This window comes from Streptomyces sp. AM6-12 (genome assembly GCF_044327085.1).
Classification (GTDB): Bacteria; Actinomycetota; Actinomycetes; order Streptomycetales; family Streptomycetaceae; genus Streptomyces.
The window spans coordinates 425,965-449,806 of sequence record NZ_JBIQWN010000003.1 but is presented as its reverse complement, the minus strand read 5'-3'; the positions used below and the strand labels follow the sequence as shown (position 1 = coordinate 449,806).

General features: G+C 71.3%; 19 protein-coding genes, 3 pseudogenes and 2 CRISPR repeat arrays. Of the genes and pseudogenes, 5 read left to right on the top strand and 17 right to left on the bottom strand.

What is annotated here, in order from left to right; all coding sequences use genetic code 11:
• Positions 1 to 69 precede the first annotated feature (69 nt).
• The 6 genes from ACE4Q9_RS35300 to ACE4Q9_RS35275 all read right to left on the bottom strand — a co-directional run bounded on the left by ACE4Q9_RS35300 (position 70) and on the right by ACE4Q9_RS35275 (position 3,460).
• On the bottom strand, positions 70 to 465 hold the full coding sequence (locus tag ACE4Q9_RS35300) for a hypothetical protein (RefSeq protein ID WP_397988833.1): 396 nt from the start codon (positions 463 to 465) through the stop codon (positions 70 to 72).
• 99 nt (positions 466 to 564) lie between these two features.
• Positions 565 to 1,053, bottom strand: coding sequence for a GNAT family N-acetyltransferase (locus ACE4Q9_RS35295; protein WP_397988832.1), 489 nt, complete (start codon positions 1,051 to 1,053; stop codon positions 565 to 567).
• A complete protein-coding gene (locus ACE4Q9_RS35290; protein WP_397988894.1) occupies positions 1,047 to 1,790 on the bottom strand; it encodes a hypothetical protein in 744 nt (247 codons plus the stop codon). Before ACE4Q9_RS35290 ends, ACE4Q9_RS35295 begins: the two co-directional genes overlap by 7 nt.
• Positions 1,787 to 2,542: a DUF6875 domain-containing protein gene (locus ACE4Q9_RS35285; RefSeq protein WP_397988892.1), complete on the bottom strand. Its 756-nt coding sequence runs from the start codon at positions 2,540 to 2,542 to the stop codon at positions 1,787 to 1,789. Before ACE4Q9_RS35285 ends, ACE4Q9_RS35290 begins: the two co-directional genes overlap by 4 nt.
• Positions 2,542 to 2,946: a hypothetical protein gene (locus ACE4Q9_RS35280; RefSeq protein ID WP_397988831.1), complete on the bottom strand. Its 405-nt coding sequence runs from the start codon at positions 2,944 to 2,946 to the stop codon at positions 2,542 to 2,544. The genes ACE4Q9_RS35285 and ACE4Q9_RS35280 overlap by 1 nt, the downstream gene beginning before the upstream one ends.
• 115 nt (positions 2,947 to 3,061) lie before the next feature.
• On the bottom strand, positions 3,062 to 3,460 hold the full coding sequence (locus ACE4Q9_RS35275; protein WP_397988891.1) for a DUF6415 family natural product biosynthesis protein: 399 nt from the start codon (positions 3,458 to 3,460) through the stop codon (positions 3,062 to 3,064).
• Between the two features lie 181 nt (positions 3,461 to 3,641).
• On the opposite strand from ACE4Q9_RS35275, the gene ACE4Q9_RS35270 reads away from it, so the two are divergent.
• Both ACE4Q9_RS35270 and ACE4Q9_RS35265 read left to right on the top strand, forming a co-directional pair.
• The gene (locus ACE4Q9_RS35270; protein WP_397988830.1) at positions 3,642 to 4,697 is read left to right on the top strand and encodes a helix-turn-helix domain-containing protein; all 1,056 of its coding nucleotides are present in this window, start codon (positions 3,642 to 3,644) and stop codon (positions 4,695 to 4,697) included.
• 14 nt (positions 4,698 to 4,711) lie between these two features.
• Positions 4,712 to 5,284: an HD family hydrolase gene (locus tag ACE4Q9_RS35265; protein ID WP_397988829.1), complete on the top strand. Its 573-nt coding sequence runs from the start codon at positions 4,712 to 4,714 to the stop codon at positions 5,282 to 5,284.
• Positions 5,285 to 5,363: 79 nt separating this feature from the next.
• Positions 5,364 to 6,917: direct repeats of the CRISPR family, unit length 29 nt; unit sequence GGGAACATCCCCGCGGGCGCGGGGAGCAG.
• A 92-nt stretch (positions 6,918 to 7,009) separates the two neighbouring features.
• Here ACE4Q9_RS35265 and cas2e read toward each other — a convergent pair.
• The 9 genes and pseudogenes from cas2e to ACE4Q9_RS35220 all read right to left on the bottom strand — a co-directional run bounded on the left by cas2e (position 7,010) and on the right by ACE4Q9_RS35220 (position 19,734).
• On the bottom strand, positions 7,010 to 7,366 hold the full coding sequence (gene cas2e / locus ACE4Q9_RS35260; protein ID WP_397988828.1) for a type I-E CRISPR-associated endoribonuclease Cas2e: 357 nt from the start codon (positions 7,364 to 7,366) through the stop codon (positions 7,010 to 7,012).
• Entirely contained in the window at positions 7,363 to 8,349 is a 987-nt protein-coding gene (cas1e, locus tag ACE4Q9_RS35255) for a type I-E CRISPR-associated endonuclease Cas1e (protein WP_397988827.1), read from the bottom strand. The genes cas2e and cas1e overlap by 4 nt, the downstream gene beginning before the upstream one ends.
• Positions 8,346 to 9,128, bottom strand: coding sequence for a type I-E CRISPR-associated protein Cas6/Cse3/CasE (gene cas6e, locus ACE4Q9_RS35250; protein ID WP_397988826.1), 783 nt, complete (start codon positions 9,126 to 9,128; stop codon positions 8,346 to 8,348). The genes cas1e and cas6e overlap by 4 nt, the downstream gene beginning before the upstream one ends.
• Entirely contained in the window at positions 9,128 to 9,850 is a 723-nt protein-coding gene (gene cas5e / locus ACE4Q9_RS35245) for a type I-E CRISPR-associated protein Cas5/CasD (protein WP_397988824.1), read from the bottom strand. The genes cas6e and cas5e overlap by 1 nt, the downstream gene beginning before the upstream one ends.
• Complete coding sequence (gene cas7e / locus ACE4Q9_RS35240; protein WP_397988822.1) at positions 9,847 to 11,040, bottom strand: type I-E CRISPR-associated protein Cas7/Cse4/CasC; 1,194 nt, start codon at positions 11,038 to 11,040, stop codon at positions 9,847 to 9,849. Before cas7e ends, cas5e begins: the two co-directional genes overlap by 4 nt.
• Entirely contained in the window at positions 11,037 to 11,741 is a 705-nt protein-coding gene (gene casB, locus ACE4Q9_RS35235; protein WP_397988821.1) for a type I-E CRISPR-associated protein Cse2/CasB, read from the bottom strand. Before casB ends, cas7e begins: the two co-directional genes overlap by 4 nt.
• On the bottom strand, positions 11,738 to 13,435 hold the full coding sequence (gene casA, locus ACE4Q9_RS35230; protein WP_397988819.1) for a type I-E CRISPR-associated protein Cse1/CasA: 1,698 nt from the start codon (positions 13,433 to 13,435) through the stop codon (positions 11,738 to 11,740). The genes casB and casA overlap by 4 nt, the downstream gene beginning before the upstream one ends.
• Before the next feature lie 678 nt (positions 13,436 to 14,113).
• Positions 14,114 to 16,987, bottom strand: coding sequence for a CRISPR-associated helicase Cas3' (gene cas3 / locus ACE4Q9_RS35225; RefSeq protein ID WP_397988889.1), 2,874 nt, complete (start codon positions 16,985 to 16,987; stop codon positions 14,114 to 14,116).
• Positions 16,988 to 17,268: 281 nt separating this feature from the next.
• Positions 17,269 to 18,574: a CRISPR direct-repeat array (repeat unit 29 nt; unit sequence GGGACCATCCCCGCGTGCGCGGGGAGCAG).
• A 228-nt stretch (positions 18,575 to 18,802) separates the two neighbouring features.
• A pseudogene (locus ACE4Q9_RS35220) lies at positions 18,803 to 19,734 on the bottom strand (IS5 family transposase).
• A 53-nt stretch (positions 19,735 to 19,787) separates the two neighbouring features.
• On the opposite strand from ACE4Q9_RS35220, the pseudogene ACE4Q9_RS35215 reads away from it, so the two are divergent.
• The 3 genes and pseudogenes from ACE4Q9_RS35215 to ACE4Q9_RS35205 form a co-directional block, all read left to right on the top strand.
• Positions 19,788 to 20,333: pseudogene (locus ACE4Q9_RS35215) on the top strand (transposase); the annotation flags it as partial.
• Positions 20,330 to 20,728 (top strand): hypothetical protein, encoded by a 399-nt coding sequence (locus tag ACE4Q9_RS35210; RefSeq protein ID WP_397988818.1) that lies wholly within the window; start codon positions 20,330 to 20,332, stop codon positions 20,726 to 20,728. The pseudogene ACE4Q9_RS35215 and the gene ACE4Q9_RS35210, both read left to right, overlap by 4 nt.
• Before the next feature lie 191 nt (positions 20,729 to 20,919).
• On the top strand, positions 20,920 to 22,521 hold the full coding sequence (locus ACE4Q9_RS35205; RefSeq protein WP_397988817.1) for a hypothetical protein: 1,602 nt from the start codon (positions 20,920 to 20,922) through the stop codon (positions 22,519 to 22,521).
• Between the two features lie 59 nt (positions 22,522 to 22,580).
• On the opposite strand, the pseudogene ACE4Q9_RS35200 reads toward ACE4Q9_RS35205, so the two are convergent.
• Positions 22,581 to 23,054 (bottom strand): annotated as a pseudogene (locus tag ACE4Q9_RS35200) (mobilization protein); the annotation flags it as partial.
• Between the two features lie 302 nt (positions 23,055 to 23,356).
• Positions 23,357 to 23,500, bottom strand: coding sequence for a hypothetical protein (locus tag ACE4Q9_RS35195; protein WP_397988816.1), 144 nt, complete (start codon positions 23,498 to 23,500; stop codon positions 23,357 to 23,359).
• Between the last annotated feature and the right edge of the window lie 342 nt (positions 23,501 to 23,842).

Sequence of the window (23,842 nt, the reverse complement as noted above, 5' to 3'; positions counted from 1 at the left end):
AGTCATCCGCAGCTCTTCCTCGAAAACACCTCGATGCTCGCAGCGTACGCAGCGAGACGCGGCAGGTTCTCACGAACGTCCCACCCACGCCTGGTGGTGCGGGGCGACGCGCAGCTGCTCGCGAAGGCGGCCGCACAGCACTCCGAGGCGGGTGCGGCCCTCCAGGACCTGCAGTCCGCTGTCCGCCGGGTCCAGGAGGCGCCGGTCTATGAGGAGCGGCGGGCGCAGCCACGTCCCGTGCTCTTCCCAGTGCCGGCCGACTTCCGGGGGCCGCACCTTGCCCCAGTACACCGGGTCGGCGGCGTAGCTCTCGATGCAGCCGGCGTCGCTCTCGCCGGTCGGCATGGTGGGGAAGGCCGCGGCCGGAATCGTCTCCAGCGTCCAGGTAATGGCGCGCAGATCGACGTCTCCGTAGTCGTCCATGAAGTGGCCGTTGTCGCCGTGGTCGAAGAATCGTTGGGCCATTGCAGGGCGGCCAGTGCCGGGTCGGCGTGGAAGCGCTCGAAGCTGAGGCCGCCGTCTTGGCGGCGGGCCATCAGCGGGCCAAGGTCGTTGAGCTTCATGTCAGGCACCGCTTTCCAGCGCGTACAGCTCGTAGGGAACGGTTCCGGTCTCGGTGACTCGGTCGGCCGTGCCGATGCGGGTGAACCCGGCTTTGGCCAGGACGCGGCCGGAGGCGGGGTTGTCGGGGTGGTGCATGGCCTCCAGCCGGTTGAGGCCGGCGGTGGTGAAGGCGGCGGTGACGACCTGGTGGGCGGCGTGGGTGGCGTAGCCGTGGCCCCAGCTGTCTTCCCGGAGGATGTAGCTGAGGGTGCCCATGGCCGGGGTGCGTCGGCGCAGGGAGATCAGGCCGATCTGGTCGTCCTCGTGGAGGATGCCCCAGCTCCACTGCGCGCGAGGGGTTTCGGCGGCTCGGGCGAGGGCCGCGCGGATCTTCTCGTGTGCCTGGTCGAGGGTGAGGGGCTTGCCGGTGGTGTACCGGATGGAGGCCCCGCTGTAGATGCGGGTGAGGGCAGGGGCGTCGTCGAGAGCCAGGGCGCGCAGGGTCACCATGCGGCGGTCAGCTCCTTCGCGGTGGGCCGGTCGGCGGGGTCGGGTGCCAGACAGGCGGTGATGGCGTCCTCGAACTCGGGGAAGGGCCACGGCCGGACGTCGCGCAGCGCGGTGGTGGTGCCGCGGGCGATGACAGCGAGCTTCTGAAGCCGGTCGAGGTCGTCGTCGTAGACGACGGGGCGCTGGCCGGTCCAGCACCAGAACAGGGAGGCGCCCAGGCTCCACATGTCACCGGCGGGCTGCGCCTGGATGTGAGCGTCGGCGGGGTTGTCGAGGATCTGCATGGCGAGCTCGGGGGCGGTGGTGTGGGTGAGGGCTCCCCGGTAGGGGACGCGGCGACCGTCGCCGGGGCCGCAGGCGAGGGCGTAGTCGATGACGGCGGCGTGGCCGTCGTGGGTGACGAGGGTGTTGGTGGGCTGGACGTCGGCGTGGGCCCAGCCGGCGGCGTGCATGCGGGCGAGCTGCTCCGTCCAGGTGCGGGCGATGCCGGCGAGCCATGGGCGGACCGGGGCGCGGTCTCCTTCCGGGCCGCGGGTGGGGGCGAGGGCCCGCCACAGGGGCGCCCCGTCGATCCAGTTGACGGCCAGCCACCGGCCGCCTTCCCAGGTGCCGGCGCTGACCCGGTAGTCGGGGTGGAGGGCGTCGGCGGTGATGAGGCGGCGGAGGTGGTCGTCCTCCTGGGCCATCTCGGCGGCCTTGTCGCGGGCGTTGTCGCTGTCGGGGTTGTTGGCCTTCAGCGCGACGGCGGTCTTGGGGCCGTGGAGTTTCCAGGCGCGGGAGCCGCGGCGGTCGCTGAGGAGCTGGAGGGTGGTGGGCTCGCCGGTGTGTCCGGTGAGGAGGGTGACGGCTTCGCCGGGGGGAGCAGGTTTCTGGCCCATGTGCGGATGTCCGTCCACTCGGTGGGGATGTGCTGAATGATGTCGCGGCCGTCGTCGTCTGCCGCGGCGAGCGCGGCGGCCAGGTCGGGGGTCGCGCTCAGGAAGCGTGGGTCGCGGCGCCGGATGGCGGCCCTCACGGGGAGGAACGAGGCGGGGGCGGCCGGGATCCGGTGGCCGGCCGCGGTGACTTCCTGTTCGCCCGCGTAGAACTTGCCGAACATCACCCCGATGGGGCCGTAGAGGTTCTTCAGCACCCAGTGCGGCCAGGCCATCAGGTCACGGTGCCGGGCACCGGGTGCGTCGCCCAGCAGGACGATGTTCTCGCACCGCAGCAGGCCGTGCGGCCGGTTCAGCAAAGGGCGCAGCCACTCCGCGGCCTGGACGCCCGCGTGGAACAGCTCAGCTTCCACGGCTTCGGCGTCGCCGGCGGCGCGGTAGACCGTCCAGGTCGTCAGGCCTCGCTGGAGGGAGGGGGCGAGGTAGGGGCAGTGGGCGGTCATCTTCCGCGCGTAGCGGCTGATGTCCACGGACCTGGGCCGGGTGGTGCTGGCCTCGACGAGGCGCAGCGCCCCGGCGGTGGGCCGGAGCGCTGCGCTGGTACGGTCGGTGATCACCGGCGTGCAGTCTCCGGCTGGTCCGGGGCGACGTCGTCGCCGTCGCCGCCGGCGGGGCTGCAGTCCCACTCGGCGACCACGGTGCCGGTCTTCCGGTAGCGGACGACGGCGTCCTGGTCGACGGTGCCGTCGGCGTCGGTGAACCAGATCTCCGGCAGCGGCCCGTACGCCTCTTCGTAGGCGGCGACCCAGGTGATCGGGCCGTAACCGTTGGTGGCGACGTGCCGGATCGGCTGCCCGGCGGTCTCCAGGCACAGGGCCGCGTATGCGGGGGTGTCGAGCAGGTCGTGCCACGCCTTGTCGACGGCTGGGGAGAACATCTCGGGTGCGGACTGGCCGGCCTTGAAGCGCTGGCCGGTGATGGTCAGGAACCGGCGCAGCTCGGTCGTTGCGGTGCTCATGGTGGTGCCCCTCTCGGTGTCGAGTGGTGTGCGCCCAGCGCGGGTTGGGCCAGGCGGTGGTGCCGGTGCGCCGCACACTCGGAGGGATCTGGTCCCGTCCGGGTGCGCGGGGGGCTCAGGGGGCCGTGGCGGTCTGGGGTGCGACGCTCGCGAGGCGGTCCAGGCGCTCGTACAGGGCGCGGACGAGCCGGGCACGATTCTGGGCACAGCCGACGGTGCCCTCCGCCGGGGCGGAAAGGCGCCGGTCGGCTTCCTCGAGGACGACGTCGGCCAGGGCGCGGGCGGCGTGGTCTTCGGGCAGCAAGTCCGCGGCGCGACGGACGTCGCCGGCGACGGCGTGAGCAGCGCCGGTGAGTAGCAGAGCGATCTGCTGAAGGTCCGCGGGCGGCAGGCCGGAGTTGCCGGCCCATCCCAGCACGGCTTTGACCAGAGCCTTGTGGAGCTCCCGGTCGAGGGGGAGTTCGGCGTCGAGGTGCCCCTCGGGGTCGTGGAGGACCAGGTGTGTGCTGCTCATCGGGGCCTCGCCGGGTCGGTGGTCGCGGGCGGCACGGTCTCGTTCGTCGGGCATCGACCGCATCTCGACGGTAGGGGCGGGCGGGATGCGGTAGGACTGACCGTGAGTACGGGTTTCGGTGCGCAGGGCGACCGGGGAGCAGGCCGGTATGGGCAGGCCCAGGCGAACGTCAGCAGGCGTGGTGAGCGGGTTCGTGCTGCGCCTGGTCCGCGAGTCGATCCCTTGCACGCAGGCCGTGTTGGCGGAGGCCCTGGGCGTGGACGTGGAGACGCTGCAGGGCTGGGAGTCGGGGCGGCGCCCGCTGGCGAACATGCGGGCCGGGGCGTTGCTGGAACTTCGGCGGCGTCTGCCGGCGCTCGGTGCGGACGTGGTGCTCGTGCCGTGGCTGGACGCGGCGATGGACGCGGACCGGATCATCGCAGCCGGGCTGGGGGATGAGTCCGGCGGGCCGCACCCGCTCGCCGGGTGGGTGCATACCCGGGACACCGCGCACATGCTGGCCTGGGCGCTGAACGGCACCGTCCCGCCGGCGCTCGCCGGACGGTTACCCCGGCCCCGGCGCGGCCCGGTCGCCGCCGCGCCGCAGCTGGCGGCCGCGGACCGGGCGGTGTTCTTCGACCATCTGCGGGACACGACCGAGGCGGCGGCCCGGCAGGGCGAGGGCGGGGTGCTGCTGCACCGCCAGGCGCTCTACCTCGCCTCGTATGACCAGGGGCCGGACGCGGCCGCGTGGACCGCGCACACCCTTCACCGGCGCCGGGACGTGCTGGCCCGGCGGGGCTGGTCCCCGCACTGGGCGGAGGCCCGCTCCACCGCCACGGCGCTCGCCCGGCTCGGGGACCCGCAGGCGCTGCTGGACTTTATCGACCGCGCCCTGGCCGGCGATGACACCGCGGAGGCCGCGAATCTGAACTACTGGGCGCTGTGGCTGGGAGCGCTGCCCGTGCCACAACCCGACGACGCGTTCATGCAGGACCGGAACCTGACCGGCTGGGATCCCGTGACCCTGCTGCGGGGCCTGGCCCGCGGCCTGCACCTCGCGCCCGGCTACCTCGACCTTTACGCGCACTCGCTGTGGGCGCTGCTGACCGCGTTCCCATGGCTGGCGCAAGCCGCCGGGCCCCTCGCGGACCCGTTACGCGAGCAGGCCGGCCAACTCCTGGAGGGGACGGCTCTGTCCGCGAGATCGCGGCGCGAACTGGCCGTCGTCCAGTACGTTTTCGATCACAACCGCTGACACCGGAGGACCGCATGGCCGACGAAACCACCCAAGGCACCGCGAGCTTCATCTCCGAGATGGGCGTGCTCAAGCGCGTCGCACGGACCGGCTGGTGGTTCACCGGCAACAAGGCCCCCGAATCGGTGGCGGAGCACTCCTTCCGCGTCGGGGTGATCGGCTCCGTGCTCGCCATGATGGAAGGCGCCGACCCGGCCCGTGTCGCGCTGATGTGCCTATTCCACGACAGCCAGGAGACGCGGGTCGGGGACATCCCGCACATCGGCCGGCGATACATCAAGGCCGCTCCCAACCAGGAGGTGACCGCCGACCAGGTCGCCAACGCCCACCCGGCCGTACGCATCGGCGTGCAGAGCGCGGTCGACGAGTACGAGGCCGGCGAAACGCCCGAAGCGATCGTCGCCCGCGACGCCGACAAACTCGAATGCCTGGTCCAGGCGGTCGAGTACCGGGAACAGGGCTACAGCCTCACCCAGAACTGGATCGACACCAGCCTCGCCTCCCTCAAGACACCGTCCGCGAAAGCCCTCGCCGACGCCGCGCTGAACATGGACTCACTCCAGTGGCAGAAGAACTTCCTGCCCTAACCAGCACCGTCCCCGGCGAGGCCCCCGGGCTGCCGACGGCCTCGGGCAGTCCTGCCGGGATGCCGCGCGGAGTCTGACGCTGTGCTGCGGCGTCCGCGCGGGGAGCACCCGAACCAGCTGATACCGGACCGGGGCCGTGTGGGACCATCCCCGCGGGCGCGGGGAGCACCAGAGAGGGGATGTCGTGAGCCTGAAGGGCAAGGGGCCATCCCCGCGGGCGCGGGGAGCAGATGATCTGTTCCTCTTGCCACGCGTACGCGTGGGGAACATCCCCGCGGGCGCGGGGAGCAGTCCCGCTTTCACGGCGGGGGGACCCCTTCCCCGGGAACATCCTCGCGGGCGCGGGGAGCAGCGTTGATCTGACGCGCCATCATCACCGCCACCGGGAACATCCCCGCGGGCGCGGGGAGCAGGGCTGGTCGCCAAGTGGCGACTGGACCACCTCGGGAACATCCCCGCGGGCGCGGGGAGCAGCACCATCGGCACGCCGTGCCGGCGACACAGACGGGAACATCCCCGCGGGCGCGGGGAGCAGGTGATCAGGTGCTGGAACACGCCGGTCCAGTCGGGAACATCCCCGCGGGCGCGGGGAGCAGCCCAACAACCCGTCGCCTCGCACCCCCGTCCCGGGAACATCCCCGCGGGCGCGGGGAGCAGAGGATGGCGTGGGCTTGGCGGAGGCGCATGGGGGGAACATCCCCGCGGGCGCGGGGAGCAGAACTCGCCGCAGCGACCACCGGGCAGCCGTACGGGAACATCCCCGCGGGCGCGGGGAGCAGAACGCAATCGTGGCTCCCCCACGACGGGAGGGGGGAACATCCCCGCGGGCGCGGGGAGCAGGCTCCGGCCCCAAGTACCAGGTGTAGGCCGTGGGGAACATCCCCGCGGGCGCGGGGAGCAGCGCTTGGTGGTGATGGTGCGGGAGCCGTCGGGGGGAACATCCCCGCGGGCGCGGGGAGCAGCAGGTGTCGTAGGTGATGTGGCAGCCGGTGCAGGGAACATCCCCGCGGGCGCGGGGAGCAGAAATCTTGGACACTTGGAACCTTGGAATCTTGGGGAACATCCCCGCGGGCGCGGGGAGCAGGGTCCCCGCACCAGCGCTTCTACGTGTTTCCCGGGAACATCCCCGCGGGCGCGGGGAGCAGGGAAGGACGACCATGAACTACAGCGACAGCGAGGGAACATCCCCGCGGGCGCGGGGAGCAGCCACTCCTCGAGGGCGCGCAACTTGGCGAGGCGGGAACATCCCCGCGGGCGCGGGGAGCAGTTGGGCGTTGCCGGGGGCCAACAGGCTGGTGAGGGAACATCCCCGCGGGCGCGGGGAGCAGTCCTCATCGGTGAGGGACCGTCGCCCGGCACCGGGAACATCCCCGCGGGCGCGGGGAGCAGACGCTGACTTTGAGTCCGTCGGTCTTGCCGCCGGGAACATCCCCGCGGGCGCGGGGAGCAGTGAGCCTTGGCCTTTTTGATGTCGAGGGCCTTGGGAACATCCCCGCGGGCGCGGGGAGCAGTGGACCTGGAGACACTTGACGGGATCAACACCGGGAACATCCCCGCGGGCGCGGGGAGCAGTGTGGTTGCTGGCGCTGATGGCCACCCGCTCGGGGAACATCCCCGCGGGCGCGGGGAGCAGACTTCGTGACCTGCGGTTTTGTCACGGCGACAGTTGCTTTTGAATCAGTTTCACTGATTCCGGCAAAGCAGACACAAGTTGCGTTAGGTATGTCATTGCTTCCTGCCGTAGCGCCGTCGTTTGGCTGCGTTGCTCCAGCCTTTCGGTGGAGTGGTCGTGGGGATCGGGGGCTTCTGGGTGTTCGGGCGTCGGATCAGGGTCAGGCCCTCGTGGTCGACTGGGTGCCAGCCGTGGTCGTGGGTGCGGAAGGTGAAGCCCTGTTCGTTGTTGGTCGTGTGGGCTAGCAGGGCGCGGCCCTGGTGGGCGTACTGCTGGACTTCGTCCCAGAGCAGGTCGCGGATGCGTGCTGACGGGTTGCCGATGAAGACGCCGGCGGAGATTTCGAGGAGCCAGCGGGTGAGGAAGCTTCTCAGGCCGGGTGGGCAGTTGGTGAGGACGATGACGGTCACCAGGAGTGCTCCGCGTCGGCGTAGGCGTCGTGGTCGTCGGGGCCGCCACCGTAGTTGCGGCCTGCGGGGACGGTGTGGCCGCCATCGCTGTGCAGGCTGACGACGTCGAGGTCGTCGTTCGTCGTCCCTGCCCGCGCTGTCGTTGGCAGCAGGAGGCGTTTGATGTCGTCGACGCAGCGGTCGAGCAGGGACGTCTCGTTGATGCGGTCCCGTAGCAGGCGGCGGGTTCGCGGGCCGATGTCTTCGTCGTTCTCGGCGGCGATGTCGAAGGCGAGGGGGATGCCGATCTCCGTCTTGTACAGGTCGGCGATGTCGAGGACGAAGGACAGTTCGTGGCCGGAGTGGACGAATCCGAGCGCTGGGCTGCAGCCGAGGGATGCGACGACTGCGTGGGCGATGCCGTACATGCACTGGGCGGCGGCGGTGATGGCCTGGTTGACCGCGTCGCCGCTGGTGAAGTCGCCGGGGGTGTAGCGGCGGCCGCGCCAGGGCACACCGGTGCGGGCGGCCTGGGCCCGGTAGCAGTCCTTGAGGCGGCTGCCTTCGCGGCCGAGGAGTTCTTGACGGGTGAGTCCGGCGGGGTCCTCGTCGGGGAATCGCAGGCGGTACATGGCGCGCGCGACGGCGAGTCGGCTGCGTGTGTTGGCCCACTGCGTGGCTTGTGCTTCGGCGAGCGCGGAGGAGCGGGTCAGGGCGCGGCCGCCGGCGTAGTAGCGCACTCCCTGCTCTCCTACCCAGCAGACGGCGGCGCCGGTTTCGCCGAGGACGCTCATCGCCTGGTGGGTGATGCGGGTGCCGGGTCCCAGGAGGAGGGTGCCGATGGTCGCCGACGGGATGTGGGTGGTGCCGTCGGCGTCTTCGGCGGTGATGGCGTTGGCGTCGCGGTGCACTGTGCAGCGCTCGAGGTAGACGAAGGAGAGGCGTTCGCCGGTGCGGGTGAGGTGGCGGGGGGTGAGGGCGGGGCGGCGGGAGACGGTGGTCACTGCTGTGCTCCGGTGCTGCGCAGTGGTGCCAGGGTGAGCAGGCCGCATCCGTAGGCCTTGGCCTTGCCGATGCCTTGGGTCAGGGCGCGGCGCAGTGCTTGCGGGTCGGTGATTTCGAGGTGGCCGTCGAAGGTGACGGTGAGGAGGCTGACGGGGCGGTCGGCTCGGGGGGATGTGGTGTGGTGTTTGTTGAAGGCGAGGGGGCGGGGGTTGTGGACGGTGAGTTCGTAGTGGTCTCCGTGGTGCGGCTGTTTGGTGTGGGTGGTGCCGTGGGGGAGCAGGCGCTTGGCGTCGGGTTTTTCCAGTACGCGGAAGCCGCAGGTTTCCTGGCGTTTGAGGAGCCAGCCCATCTGGTGGATAGGGGTGATGTGTGCGGTGCGTTTGGTGGGTTCGTCGTCTTTGCGGCGGGCGTGGTGGACGGGGTTGGCGGTGAGGCGGAACGCCCACTGGTCGCCGGTGCCGAGTCGGTCGAGGAGGGGGGCGTAGGGGCGGGTCTGCCAGCCGGGGTGGGCCGGGTCGGCGGCGGCTGCGGCGGGCCAGCCGGCTTGTTCGACGAGGTGGGTGAGGTCGGGCCGGTCGGGGCTGACGATGTAGAGCACGACTTCGGCGCGGGCGGTGTGGTCCAGCCGCCACAGCACCCGCGGGCCGCCTGAGGGTGTGTCGGTGGGCAGCAGTGCCGGGAAGGACGACATGACGGCTGCGTGCATGGCCTGGGGTGAGGACAGCAGGCGGCGGGCGCCGGGGCGTGCGGTGTTCACGCGGAAGCGGGTGAGGAACATCAGGCGCTCTCTTCGTCCAGGGCGTCGAACGGGTCGTGCCGGGGCAGGTGCCGGGCCGACGGGTTGGGGATGCGCACGCTGTAGCTGACGTGGGTGCGCAGCGTGTGGCGCCGGTGGGCGGCGGCGAAGCTGAGCGGCTGGTCGCGCAGGGTGTCCGCGCTGTCGTGCTCGTGGTCGTGTGCTTCGCGCAGGACGGTCAGTTCGATCTCGTTGCGGGTGCGGTGCTGTTTGCGGTACCAGGGCGATGCCTGCCAGACCTCGTCGCGTAGTGCGTCCTCGAGACTCTCCCGGTCGTGGAGGCCGAGTTCGATGGGCAGGCAGGGCGGGCAGGAGCGGCGGCCGAGGAAGGGTGGGTAGACGGGGGTGCGCAGTGCTGCGTGGAGTTCGCCGAGGAGTTGGTGGTCGCCTTCGAGGGCGGCGACGAACACGGCGTCGGCGAGGTAGAAGCGTTCGGACAGCGGCATGGATTTGCCGGTGACGCCGTGGTGGGCGGTGTGGAAGTCCCGGACCCGGGTGCCGGGCTGGTCGATGCGGACGCCGAAGCGCAGTGCGGCCAGTGGTTCCAGGGCGTTGTCGTCGCCGCGTTCGATGCCGGCTGCGGCGGCGAGCAGGCCGATGACGCCGCTCTTGGTGGGGGCGGACTCGGTGGTGCGGCGGGTGAAGCGGGCGGAGGCTCCCCATGACTGCAGGGGGCCCGCGAGCCGGAGGGTCAGCACGCTCACGCGGGCTTCTCCAGACGCTCGGCGACGGCCTGGCCGACGGCGGTGAGGAGTTCGCCGAGGTTGTCCGCCTCGGTGCCGGTGCCGGCGAGTTTGTGGGTGTTCGGGCCGACGCGCAGCACCCAGGTGAGGGTGGTGTCTTCGCCGCCGTAGGCGCGCTCGATGTCGGGGATGTACTCGGCCAGGCGCTCGGATGCCTCACGGACGTAGCCGCCTTCCTCGCCGCGGACGGGGTCCTCGAAGGCGGCGACGAAGCTGACGGGCCGGGTGGTGCGCAGCTTGACGATCACGGCGTCGGGCAGGGTGTGGTGGCCGAAGGTGTTGATCTTTCCGGTGGGCAGGGAGGCGATGAACCCGTGGACGAAGGCCTCCACGGCCCGGCGGACCGGTTCGGTGCGGGGTTCGTCGTCGCGCAGGCCGTGTCCGAGGTTGGCGGCGAGCTGGTGGACGCCGAGAGCGGCGTAGCGGTAGAGGGTGGCGGAGTTGAAGTCGACGGTGCCGATCATGCCGGCGCCGGTCTCTGCGTCGGTGTTCTCGTCGTCGACGGCGGTGTAGTAGTCGGACTCGTTCTCCACGCGGTGGACGCTGATGGCGTGGGCGACCTGGACGGCGGCGTCGACGTTGATGTCGGCGTCGTCGGCGACCATGCGGCCGAACAGGGCGATGTCGACGGAGTGGTGGGTGTCGGCGATCTGCTTGGCGCGGCCCTTGTTCTCCTTGTCCTTGAGGAAGGCGGTGATGTCGGCGGCGCCCTCGGCGGCGAGGCGGGCGAGGCCGTCCAGTTGCCGGGTGCTGAGGAACACCAGGTACTTGGACTCGGGCGCCGGTTCCGGCTCGCCGTCCTTGGCGGCATTCGCCTTGCGCTTGGGCACCTCGGTCTTCAGTCCGGCGGCCTTGACGGTCTCGTCCGCGATCCGCAGGACGTGCTCGCCGGTGAGCGAGGGGTCGAGGGAGGTGATGCGGGCGGCGACCGCCTCCACGACCTTCTTGGTGCGCACTCCGAGCTCGCTCGGGTCCAGCAGGTGCTCGTCCTTGAAGTAGGTGCGGGTGGCCCGTTTCCAGGCCTGGCTGGAGACGCGGGCGCGCGGTACTCCCCCGTACACCGCGCTCTTCGGCGCGCCGGTGTCGTCGCGGTTGAGGTTGCTGGGCGGGACGGTCTGCAGGGCGTGCACGTCGAGGAAGATGCGGTTCACGAGGCGTCCTTGTCGGTGTCCGTGGTGCTGGTGATGTCGGGGCCGCCGGCCGGTCCGGCGCAGGCGGGAGCAGCGTCGCCGCCGGGGTTTTTGTCGTGCCAGGCGTGGAAGGAGCGGCCCCACTCCCGGCGGACGAGGTCCGCGCCGCCGGGCCGCTGCCAGGTGTAGAGCTGTCCGGCGAGGAGCGCGTGGTCGAGTGCGATGTCCTCGCGGCGCAGCAGGACGACGATGTCCCGCAGCCGCTGGGCCAGGGTCGTCAGGTCGGGGGCGGTGCCGGCGCGGACCAGGCGCTTGTGCACGGCTTCGTCGATCTCGCCGGGTTTCATCATCCGGCGCACCGCGGCTCCCAGGCCCCGGCCGCTGCCCGGGCGGTCGGCCTGGTACATGCCGGTGCGGCGGGACTGCTGGTGCAGCGCGTAGAGGGTGAGGGCGACGTGCAGGGCGTCCTCGGCCCGCACCAGTTCGCTCTCGCTCAGCGGCCGGGCACCGGCCGGTGTCGCGTGCAGGGGGCCGGTGTCGATCAGGGCCCACAGGTCCGGCAGCTGTCCGGCCGCCCGGCCGGCCCCGCGCCTCAGCCGGGCGAGGGCCGCGACCGCGGGGGACTGATCATCGAGGTAGCCCCGCTGCAGGGTGGTGAGGTGGGCGGCGGCGAGGTCGGTGACCCGCCTGCGGGCGGTGGCAGGTGCGGTGGCGGTGGTCATGCGGGTGCCTTCACGGTGGTCTCGGGCGCCGGGCGCGGGTCCGCATCCGGCGGCGGGTCGAGGGAGTCGGGGCGTCCCAGCCCGGTGCGCAGGGCGGCGTGGAACCACTTGCCGGCGAGGGCGGAGTTGAGCCACTCGGCGCCGCGGGCGAGCTGGACGGTCCGGCCCTGCCATGCCGCGTCTCCGGCCGCGGCCATCAGCCGGTCACCGAGCCCGGCGACGATGGTGTGCACTTGCCGCTGCCAGGCGAGGCGCTGCGGGTAGGGGTCGTCGGTGGCGGCGAGGCGGGCCAGCCAGGACCGGTAGGGGGCCTCGAGGAGGCCGTAGGCCAGGTCGCGGGCGTGGGAGCGGGGCCCGTCGCTGCCTGTGCCGGCCGCGCGGGCGAGGTTGGTGGCGAGATCACCGAGCGCGTTGACCGCGAGGTCGGCGTCGCGGACGGCTGCGACGGCCTGCTCGGCGTAGCGCCGGTCTTGCTGGTGCAGCAGGACCACGGCCATGGCGACGTGGTCGTCGACGATCTCGTCGATCACGGACTGCTGCGTGCCGTAGGAGGCGCCGACAATCCGCGCCCGGACGAGGAAACCGCGCTCGAGCACCCGCTCGGTCACCAGGCGGGCTACCCATTCCAGGATGCCCGGCCGCAGATGGTCGGCCGGGTCGGCGCCCTGCGCAGCGCAGGATTCGTTGACGAGCAGTGCGCCGATCCCGCGCCACGCGGAACGCTCCGGTGCGTGCTCGCGCGGCAGGTAGACCGGGGTCCTCTTCAGCTTCTTCTCCTGGGCCCTGCTGCGCCGCCAGGCCGTCATCGGTTCCCGGTTGTGCCGGTCCCGGGCGGCCAGCGGGTCCCCGTAGCCGAGGACGACACCGTGCACACCGGCCTGGTCGAAGTGCAGGCGCAGGCGGCGTGTCTGCCAGGTGTACAGATCACGCACGCCGGTGGGGGCGCGCTCGTTGCCGCCCGGGCCGCACGGCGGCCTGCGCCACGCCGGCGTGTCCGCGTCGTCGACCTGAAGATTGGGAGTGTCGGCGGCGACCAGGTTCAGCAGCAACGTCTCGCGCAGAGTGCCGCCTTCGACGAAGACTCCGCCGAGATTCCCGCACCAGCCGACACCCAGGGGGTAGACCTTGCCTCCCTTCACGCGGGTATCGCCCGCCACCCCGGTCTTGATACCGGACGTGTCGTAGGCATGGGCGTGCACGACCCAGCGGGCCGCCTCGGCGAAGGTGAGCCGTTCGACCGTGGGCATCCGGGCGGTGAAGAACGGCTCCCCGTTGGGGACGTCGGCCACGATCCGGTTCAGGGAGAACACCTCGTCCTGCCCCGTCCGCAGCCCCGGAGTCTGGAAGAACGGCGCCTCGGCGTCCAGGAGATCGAACCGTCCCCGGTGCGCCTGCAGATACGCCCCGACCGGAGCGAAACAGCCGGCGTCCTCCCACAGCTCCGCCCACTCGTCGATGTCCTGCGGCCCGTCGAGCGCATCGTGCGCGACGGCCAGCAGCAGCCGCACCAGAGCGAACTCCTGCGTGGGCAGATCACCGACGATGCGCCGCAAGTCGTGGGCCTGCTCGAACACCTCACGCAGCGACAGCTCTGCCTGGCTGCCGTCCCGTCTCAGGACCGGGATCCACGGCCGGGCGGTGAGATCGAAGGACAGCACACCCTCACCGCTGCTGTTGTGGTCGTCTTCAGGCACGGGTCACCTCAAGTCCGTCGCCGGGGCTGTAGCGGGGGCAGAAGCCTGCCAGAGGGGTCTGACAGTCCGGGCTGCGCGGCTGTGCCGGACGACCCGGCTGACGGCCGATCAGGCGGCCGACCGCGTACGGCGCTGCGCGCGTGCCGGCCCGACACGACCCGGTGACCTGGGGCGACACACCGACTCGCAGCCAGACGTCCGACATGAGGGCTCATCCGTTCTAGAGCCCACCCGAACGTGGCGGAAACAGGCTGAAGGGGACACAGCATGAGCGCATGGGTCCGCTGGATCACAGTGACAGTGGCCGTGGCGGCCGTCTTCTGGTCAGCCCTCCTGCTGGGACACTGGCTGCCACTGGCCGGCCCGGTTGACGAGCACGCCCACTGGGCTGCCGCCAAGGTCCTGGCAGGGATGATGTCTGGCGCATGGGCAGTGCCGTTGGTCCGATGGGCGGAAAGGGGACGCCGCCCAGGCCCCGTCGCTCCGGGTCGCACCGCGCCCAGTGCAAGCATGGAAGAGGAACCCGCACGCACCGAGAGAGCCCTCGAGGAGCGTGCACCCGCTCCCCGTTGAGACGGGGATGGCCCCAGACTGAAGGGCACGACAGGCTCACCGCCTCGCTGCTCCCCGCGCATGCGGGGTTCTCTCCCCTCGGTCACGGCGTACCGCGCTCTCCTCTCACCCCTCCTCACGCGTGACCTCGAGACCGTCGCTGGGGCTGTAGCGGAGGATGAAGCCCGCCAGGCGGGCCCGGCAGTCCTCGTCGAGCGGCAGGATCAGCTGGCCGGCGAGCCAGTGGCTGTCCTTCACCTGCCAGGCGTGGAGGCAGAGTTCCTCGAGTTCGTCGATCGCCCGGTCCATCACATCGGCGTAGCTGAACTGGATCGGCAGCCGCAGCCCGCAGCTGGCGGCAGTGCGGGCCGCGAAAGGGGTCGGGACCTGGTCGGTGGGCAGTGGCAGCCCGGCGCGGGGGCGGCCCTGGCGGTCCGGCGCCAGCCACGGCACCGTGGCCAGGGTGCCGTCGGCGCGCCGCTGCACGACCACGACTTCCAGGCTCTCGCGGCTGTCGCGTACCTGGGCCCGCCCCTGGCGGGTGTCATCCGCATCGCCGACACCGGCTGCGACCCAGCCGAACAGCGGCAGGCCGGGCCGGGCGGCGGTGTCGAGCCGAAACGTCGCGGCCCGCTCGGCCTGGTCCGCGCGGTGCTCCTCATACCGGGCGCGGGCGTCCTCGAGTGCCTGCGCCCAGCCGGCCGGGCCGTCGGGTGTGTCCGCGTAGGCGCGCTGTACCAGGGGACTGATGTCCGCCGGCAGCCGCACCGGGCGCTGCGGGCCGCCGTCCAGGTGCGCCAGCAGGGCGGCTGCGGAACGCAGCAGCGCATACGCCCCGTACACGGCGAGCGAACCGCGCACCGGCGCGGGCACGCCGGCGCTCCAGTCGACGCCGGTGACCAGACAGCGGGGACGGCGCAGCCGCTCGGGCCGGTCGATCTGCTCCCGGCCTCCGCGCAGGTGCCGGTGCAGACGTCCCATGCGCTGCAGCAGCAGGTCGACCGGGGCGAGGTCGCTGACCAGCAGGTCGAAGTCGACGTCCAGGGACTGCTCGGCGACCTGGCTGGCGACGACGATGTGCGCCGTCTTCGGCCGCTCTGCCCTGCCCGGGGGCCCGAAGCGTTCCAGCAGAGCGGCGTCCTTGGCGACGCGGTCGACGTCGATGAAGCAGGAGTGGGCGACGGTGACGTTCTCCTGCCCGAACCTCTCCCGCAGCACAGCCGCTGTCTCCAGGACGCGGCGCACCGTGTTTCGTACGACAAGTGCGCAGCCACCTGCGGTGAGTTCCTGCTCCAGGCGGTCGGCGAGGACCTGCACATCGTCGTCGAGGCGCTCCACCACGACGTCTGCGGCACGGGCGGAGGCCGCAGGACGCCGCAGGAGCGGGACGCCTCCCGGCGTGACGGCGGTCAGCAGCGGATAGTCGCCGGCCCGGGCCACAGCCTCGAAAGCGGCCGCAGCCTCACCCGTGGTGGGTTTTCCCGCGTACGCCCGGACCAGTTCCCTCCGCCGGCCGGCCGGCAGGGTCGCGGACAACACCACCACCGGCACCCGGTACGCACCCAGCCACGACAGCACCCGGTCGAGATACACGCTCATGTACGTGTCGTAGGCGTGCGCCTCGTCGATGACGACGACCTTCCCCGCGACCGCGAGGTGACGCAACGCCAGGTGCCGGCTCCTGAGTCCGGCGAACAGCAGCTGGTCGACCGTGCCCGCGACGAACGACGACAGCATGGCCTTCTTCCGCCCCCGCAGCCACGCGTGCGCGACGAGCTCGGCGCCGGCAACACGGTCACGGCTCGCAGGCCGCCACTCACGCTCCCCCACCCCGTCCACGTCGACCGCGGCAAGAGGCCGGCTGCTGCGCATGAGATCGGCGAACCTGTCGTTGAGAGCAGCCTTGGAATGGGCCAGCAGCACCGAATAGCCTGCCTGCCCGCGCGCGGGCAACCGGTCGAGCCAGTCCAGCAGGCGGGGGAACATCGCATTGCCGGTGGCCATCGTCGGCAACGCGAAGAACACACCGCCCGCCCCCGACCGCGCGGCCAGAACCTCCGCAGCGGCGAGCGCGGCCTCCGTCTTCCCCTCCCCCATCGGCGCCTCGATCACCATCAGGCCCGGCCCGTCCATCTCCCGCGCCAGCTCGACAACCGCCTCCTGCACCGGCCGGACCCGCGCCCCCGGCGGAAGATCGAACCGCGACGCGAACAGCTGCTGCACATCCCCCGCCGGCTCCACCGCCCGCCACGGACCCGGCAGATCCAGCCCCCGCCAGGCAGCCGCAACCCGCTCCGCACCCGAGCGCGGCACATCCTCGGGGAAATAAGGGAAGAGATCGGGATTGCTGGCGATCCAGTCGCAGACGATGACCAGCGAGGAGAGCAGCACCTGCACCGGCTGCGGCAGCTTCACCGCCCGCCAGGCCGCCAACCGCTCCGCCACGCCGAACTCCCCCGCACACGCATCGAGCAGTTCCTCCTGCACCCCCTCCCACACCACCCCGCTCGGCCCGTGAGAGCGCAGCAGATGGGGATGACGCTCGAGCTCCTGGATCTGCCCGTGCTCGGGCGGCACCCCGTGATGCCCGCCCACCACCACCGTGAACTGCCCCGTCCGCCGGCCCGGCCAGCCATACCGCTCCTCCAGCCACTCCGCCAGCAGCACCTGCCCGGCCAGCCCGTGCGGCGCCAGCCGGCGATCCGCCCCCATCGCCTGCCGCGACCGCATCTCCAGCCCCCAGCCCCGCATCACCTGCGCAAGCTGCTCCACCTGGCAGGCGAACGCGGGCGTCGCCTTCCCGATGTCATGCACAGCAGCCAGCCACACCACCAGCCGGCGCCCATCCCCCTGACCACCAGGCAGCACACCGGCGATCAAACGCCGCACCGACAACGGCAGCCACTCATCCCACAACCGCCCCGCCACGGCGGCACTGTCCTCCATATGCCGCCACAACGGCAGCCACCCATCCGAACCACGATCATGCTTGGCCCACACACTCAACGCCGGCCCACCCAACCGGGCACGAAGCCCCACCAGGCCACCCCCCCCTCGCCCGTCATGCCAGATACATACAGGACACAAACACACAGCGAAGCCACAACGAAGAAAACAAGACCAACAACCCCACAGACACCAAGCAACCCAGACACACACCCAACAGCCAGCCCCAACCCCCAGGCCACGAAGAACAGTCCGCGCACCGCGGAGTCACCGGGAGACCATCCCCGCAGGCGTTGGGGGGAGGACGACGTGGCCGGGACCTGCGCCGTGTATCCGGGGCCACCCCCGCGGAAGTCTGGAGCAGCAGCGCCACACGCTCGGCTTCCGGTCGACGCTGGGGCCATCCCCGCAGGCGCGGGGAGCAGTCCATGGAGTCGCGCGCCACGTTCCGGCGCGGGGGGACCATCCCCGCGGGCGCGGGGAGCAGCGCAGTACAGGCATCGTCGTCTCCTTCTTGGCAGGACCATCCCCTCAGGCGCGGGGAGCAGCTGGCCGGCCGCAACGTCCCCAAGGACGAGTGGGGACCATCCCCGCGTGCGCGGGGAGCAGTAGCGCCTGTCGCGTCCACGCCTCGCAGTGGGGAGGACCATCCCCGCGGGCGCGGAGAGCAGACGGGGCTGGTGGCGGCCGACCGGTTCATCTCGGGACCATCCCCCGCGGGCGCGGGGAGCAGTGCCAGGGGTAGGCGGCCAGGGCGAGGCAGGCGGGGCCATCCCCGCGGGCGCGGGGAGCAGAGTTGTACAGAACGGGCACGGCCGACTGCCAGACGGGGCCATCCCCGCGGGCGCGGGGAGCAGTTCTTCACGTCACCGTGGCCGGGCCCGCCGGGGGGACCATCCCCGCGTGCGCGGGGAGCAGAGCCGGTGCGGCGGGGCTTGCCGTTGGTGGTGGGGACCATCCCCGCGTGCGCGGGGAGCAGATCGCCGAGTGGCCGCCCGCAGTACGCGACGCGGGACCATCCCCGCGTGCGCGGGGAGCAGGTGACGCGGGCCGCCTCGGCGAGAGCCGAGACGGGACCATCCCCGCGTGCGCGGGGAGCAGGGGCGGTCGTGTCGGCCGTCGGCGCGTGGCTCAGGACCATCCCCGCGTGCGCGGGGAGCAGGTGGCGTCGTCGTTCTCCCAGGAGGGACCATCCCCGCGTGCGCGGGGAGCAGAACAGGGGGCCGGGCTGGTAGCCGTTGCCGTCGGGACCATCCCCGCGTGCGCGGGGAGCAGCGCACTAACGTCACTCAATCGGGTTAGTGATCGGGACCATCCCCGCGTGCGCGGGGAGCAGAACAGGACGCCCCCGGCTGCCCACATCCGGTCGGGACCATCCCCGCGTGCGCGGGGAGCAGGCGACCCACTCGGGCGGGGTGGTCAGGTCTGCGGGACCATCCCCGCGTGCGCGGGGAGCAGTCTGCGGCCGCCATGGCTGGTCGGAGCGCTCCGGGACCATCCCCGCGTGCGCGGGGAGCAGGCCTTCGGCCCCCTTGGGGCGCCTTCGGCGCTGGGACCATCCCCGCGTGCGCGGGGAGCAGACACGGGTTCGTTCGTCGTGTTCGTCGGCCCCGGGACCATCCCCGCGTGCGCGGGGAGCAGACTTCCTGACCTGCGGCGTTACCGCTCCACGGACACATTTCCGTGGACTTTTACAGACTCCGACAAAAGCGCCATAACGGCTCCTCTCCCTCAGCAGGGCCGCAAACGAGCATCGTAGCCACCGCCGTCTCTTCCACGTCCGTGCGGGACTCCCGCAGGGCCCTCAGTGCCGTCAGGTCCAGCGCCTCGCGGCGGCCGGGCTGCTGCTCCTAGGACTTGTCCGGCCGATCAAGTTCGTAGCCAGATGGTGAGGGCTGCCGCTGTCGCGGTGCCGAGGTAGACGTAGCCACGCTTGTCGTAGCGGGTGGCGACGGCCCGGGACTGTTTCAAGCGGTTGATCGCCCGTTCGACGGTGTTGCGCTTCTTGTAGCGGTCCTCGTCGAAGCCGGGTGGCCGTCCGCCGTGTGAGCCTTTGCGCAGGCGGGCGGCGTGACTGTCGGTCTTCTCCGGGATCGTGTGCCGGATACCGCGTCGCCGCAGGTACTCGCGGCAGGGCCCGTTGCTGTAAGCCTTGTCGGCCGCGAGGCTGTCCGGCTTCTTGCGGGGCCTGCCCGGCCCGGGCCGCGGCACGCGGATCTTCTCCAGGACGGGCTTGAACTGGGTGCAGTCGGCCCGCTGGCCCCCGGTGACGATCAGGGACAGCGGGCGGCAACGGCCGTCCGCGCTCAGGTGGAGCTTGCTGGTGAACCCACCGCGCGAGCGGCCCAGGCCCTCGCCTCCAGCACCACCTCCACCAGGCGGGCGATCAGGCTCTGCCACGGCGTTTCGTCCTGGTGTTCCGCCAGTTCGGCCCCCTTTGAGGCTGGGGCCGGCGGTGGGTCGGTGCGAGCGCCGGCGGCATGCTGATGCGCGCGGCCGATGGTGGAGTCGACCGAGATGTCCCAGTCGACCTCACCCGCCGCATCGGCTGCGGCCTGGACCTGCTGAAGCAGCCGCTCCCAAGTGCCGTCGGCGGACCACAGGCGATGGCGTTCATAGACCGTCTTCCACGGGCCGAACCGTGCGGGCAGGTCACGCCACTGCACACCGGTCCGCACCCGGTGCAGAATCCCGTCGATCACCTGTCGGTGATCCCGCCACCTGCCACAACGCCGGTTACTGACCGGCAGGAACGGCCGCAGCCGTTCCCACTCCGCATCCGTCAGATCGCCCCGCCCCATGTCCACATCAACGACCACGGCGCGAAGTAGTCACATGATCGGCCGGACAAGTCCTAGAGGACCCGTCCCTCGTGATCATCGACACCCAGTCCGTCCGCGCGGCAGCCGGTGTCCCGAAGACTACGACGGGACTGGACGCCAACAAGAAGGTGTCGGGCCGCAAGCGGGGACTGGCCGTCGACGTCCTGGGGCTGATCATCGGCGTCGTCGTGCTGGCCGCATCCGCGCACGACAACACGGCCGGCACCGCCCTGCTCGACCAGGCCGCCGAGCGGTGCGGGATGCGTCTGGAGAAGGCCCTGGTGGACCAGGGCTTCAAGGACGAAGTCCTCATCCACGGCGCGTTGCTGGACATCGACGTCGAAGTCGTCCGCCGCAACCCGGCCGACCAGGGCAAAGGCTTCGTCCCGCAACCGAAGAGGTGGATCGTGGAGCAGGCCAACGGCACGTTGATGCCGCACCGCAGACTGGCCCGCGAGTACGATCACCGGCCCGACACGTCCGTCTCGCGCGTCTACTGGGCATCCATCGCGAACATGACCCGCCACCTCACCACACCGAGTCCAGCCTGGCGCGACATCCTCGGACTGGCCGCGTGAACGTCATCGAGCTCCTGGCCGACCTCCAGGCCCAATACGACAAGACCGCAGCCCGTGCCGGTGAACTGCGTGACCGGATCCAGCACTTGACCGCCGCCCTGACCGAGACCGAAGCGCGACTCGCGAACCTGGTCACCGCCCGGAAGATCATCGCCGAACTCGCACCGGCTTCAGGCCAACCCGCACCGCCCGAGACGAACACCGCCTACCAGGCCATCGTGAACACCTTCAACCAGTATCCCGATCAAGAGTTCCGAGCCCGTGAGCTGCCCGAACGCCTCGGCATGCCCACCGACGAGGCACCCGTCAACATCACCCGCAGCCGCCTCGGACGTCTCACCCGCCAAGGCTTCCTCACTCAACCCGGACGAGGCCGCTACCAGAAACGGACTTAACGTCCACTTAGAAGCACGCTGCCTCGCGACCTGCAACTTCACGATGCGCCCTTCATTCGTCAGCGACTTGTGGTGACAGCTGTCATGCCGATCAGAGCACAACGATCACTGACGGTCGGTCAGCTCCCCAGGGCAGGCTGGAGGCACGTTGAACAGCCGCCGAACACCCGGCAGAGGGAGCAGACACCTGCATGGACAAGACCACCATCGTCAACACGGAAAGAAAGCGCCTCAGCTCGAAGCGGATCGTCGCCCTGGCGACCGGCACCGCCCTCCTGGCAGGGCCGACGGCCCTCGCCCCGGCGGCGCGGGCCGACACGCCACCCCAGGTGAGCATCACCGTCCAGGACCAGGCCACGGCAAACGTCCCCGCCGGCGCGGTGGGCATCAACACACCTTTCTGGGACAGGGACTTCACCCGGCGCGACACCCCGCGGCTGATTCGCGAGGCCGGCATCACCACGCTGTCGTTCAACGCCGGCGGCCCCGACGACCTCTACCACTTCCAGAACGGGGGCTGGCTCAGCCCCGACCCGTACGGCCCGTACAACGGCCTGGGCGGCACCGCCTACCAGGACGACACCCCACAGTTCAGCTTCGACCGGTTCGCGCAGACCGCCCAGGCCGCGGGCGCCGGCATGCTGGTGCACGTCAACTACGGAACAGGCCCGACCGACACCCGAGAGCACCCCAGCACCGACGCCGACCTCAAGCCCGGCGATCCGCAGGAGGCGGCCGACTGGGTGCGCTACGCCAACGTGACGCGCGGCTACCACGTGCGGGACTGGGTGATCGGGGAGGAAACCTACCTCAACGGCTGGAACAAGCCGTCGGGGCCGACCCCGCCCGGCGGAAATGCCCGCGAGCCCGACGCGCACCCCGACAAGTCCCCCGAGGCGTACGCCCGCAACAGCATCGAATACGCCAACGCCATGAAGGCCGTCGACCCGGACATCCGGATCGGTGTCGAACTCTTCCCGTACGATCCGGCGAAGGCCGGCGCAGGCGTCGACCTGATGGCCAAGCAGTGGGACGAAGCCCTGCTCGGCACCCCCGGCCTGGCCCAGGCGATCGACTTCGTCGACGTGCACTGGTACCACGCCTTCTTCGCCGGAGCCACGACCGAGGCCAAACTGCTCGCCGACACCGCCGCCACCGCACCCGTCATGGCCGCCGTGCGCACGGAACTCGACCGCGCCTCCGTCCCCGACCACCGGATCGCCGTCGTCGCCGGCGAGACCAACCTCAGCCCCTACGGCGACCCACGGCAGCAGACCGCCGCCGGCGCGCTGTACCTGTTGGACAGCAACCTGTCGCTGCTGGAGAACGGCGTCTCCCAGGTCGACTGGTGGGCCCTCTACAACGGCCCGTGGGCCGCCGGGAGCGGCTGGGGCGACCTCGGCTTGCTCTCCTCCGGCGAGTGCCCGGCCAACTGGTCCAGCCCGCAGCCTTGCGAGCCCCCGGTCGGCACCCCGTTCGCGACGTACCAGACCATGAAGCTGCTGACCACCGCGCTCAAGGGCGGCGGCACCGCCCTCGCCGTGTCGTCCGGCAGCCCCACCCTCGCGGCCCACGCGATCCAGCGGCCCGACGGCGCCCTGGCCGTGGTCGTCGTCAACAAGGACCCCCAGCTAAGCCAGCAGTTCAGCCTCGACCTGCCCGGCTCCTACCACGTCCGGCGAACCGTCAGCTGGCAGCAGGGCGACGGCAAACCCACCGTCCACCACGGCCCGGCACCCACCGCGCTCGCCCCCTACTCGGCGATGGTCATCCTTCTCGACCCCTGTCAGTGACAGCCCCAAGGACCAGAACAGCAAGGAGGGACAGTCATGTTCGAGCTGCGCATGCTGGACTACGGCTTCACCGCCGTCACCGAAAGCCTGTACCGCCTGCCGGACGTCACCGCGGCCGGGGTCTCGGGCAGGTGGGAGGCATCGGTGGGCAGGTCGGCGGTCCGCCGCATCCGCCACACGAGCACGTCGCTGACGGAGTCCGCAGTGCCGAGTTCGCGCCGTGCGGCAACGCCGGACAGGAGGGTGGCCGGGTTGTGGCCGGCGGCTTCGGCCTCCGCGATCGTCGCCGCCAGCACGTACCAGCCGGGTTCAGCGAGAATCTGCTCGGCCAGCTCTGGAAGCGCCTCGCGCAGCAGCACCGTCTGACGTTGGAGCATCGGCCGGCTCAGACGTCGGCCGCGCTGGTAGAGCACACCGAGCGGCTGAGCGGCGGCGGCCTGGTAGGCGGTGCGAAGGTGCTCGGCGGCGCGGGCGGCGGCCTCGGCCTGCTGGGCGTGCCCCTTCCTGGCATGCCAGTGCATGGCGGCGGTGACGTTCGTCCAGTTCCGCCCCCCGCGCGGTGATCCGTTCCAGCAGCTCGGGATCCAGCATGCACCGGATCGTAGAAGGCTGCCGGACTACGGCGAGCAAGAACCGGACACTTCAGCTACCTACTTCTGCTGACGACCGCTTGTTCAGGGCTCGATCGCTACGAATGTCGCTTCTGGTCGGGCCGACCATGCGCCAGACGCCGAGTTTCGGCCGCGCCCTCGGCATCGAGCTGGGCCAACGTCCCGTTCCCGTACTCAACGATGTCGTACTCGTCATCAAACTCAGCAAGGCGCTCGGCGAAGGACTACAGCCAGACTGTGCCGGTCGTCTTCATCCCCTGGACCAGCTCCAGGAGCACGATACGGGCGCGGCGGCGCGGCGGCGCCCGGGTGAGCAGACGCTGGCGGACGAGCTCAGCAACCCCGACGGTGACGTTCTCTACTGCCACCAGGCCGCCCGCGCCGAAGCGGAGGAGGAACGGCGCCAGGCGGCTGAGCAGGAGGCGCGGCGGCCGGTGTGCAGTGGTGCGGGCGGAAGTGCACCGCTCAGCGGTGGGAGAAGCTCACCATGCACGGTGCCGAGGGCCGATGACCGGGACGTGCCGCGCCGACGACATGGCCCGGCAGGAAGCCGCCGCACGGCCGGAGCCGGCCAGGCCCGGCCGCGGCCGGTGAGGCAAGCCCGTTGTGCGGCCAGGGTCATCAGGCCGTACGACGCGACGGAGACCGAAGTGCCCACGCCCCCGGGCGGGAAACCGTGGCGGGGAGCGGTTGGCGGCGGCATTGGCGCT

Bases quoted from the DNA above. Each gene is read 5' to 3' on its own strand.
- ACE4Q9_RS35295 (WP_397988832.1), bottom strand. From the start codon at position 1,053: ATGGTGACCCTGCGCGCCCTGGCTCTCGACGACGCCCCTGCCCTCACC.
- ACE4Q9_RS35205 (WP_397988817.1), top strand. From the start codon at position 20,920: ATGGACAAGACCACCATCGTCAACACGGAAAGAAAGCGCCTCAGCTCG.
- ACE4Q9_RS35265 (WP_397988829.1), top strand. From the start codon at position 4,712: ATGGCCGACGAAACCACCCAAGGCACCGCGAGCTTCATCTCCGAGATG.
- ACE4Q9_RS35275 (WP_397988891.1), bottom strand. From the start codon at position 3,460: ATGAGCAGCACACACCTGGTCCTCCACGACCCCGAGGGGCACCTCGAC.
- ACE4Q9_RS35300 (WP_397988833.1), bottom strand. From the start codon at position 465: ATGGCCCAACGATTCTTCGACCACGGCGACAACGGCCACTTCATGGAC.
- ACE4Q9_RS35280 (WP_397988831.1), bottom strand. From the start codon at position 2,946: ATGAGCACCGCAACGACCGAGCTGCGCCGGTTCCTGACCATCACCGGC.
- cas6e (WP_397988826.1), bottom strand. From the start codon at position 9,128: ATGTTCCTCACCCGCTTCCGCGTGAACACCGCACGCCCCGGCGCCCGC.
- casB (WP_397988821.1), bottom strand. From the start codon at position 11,741: ATGACCACCGCCACCGCACCTGCCACCGCCCGCAGGCGGGTCACCGAC.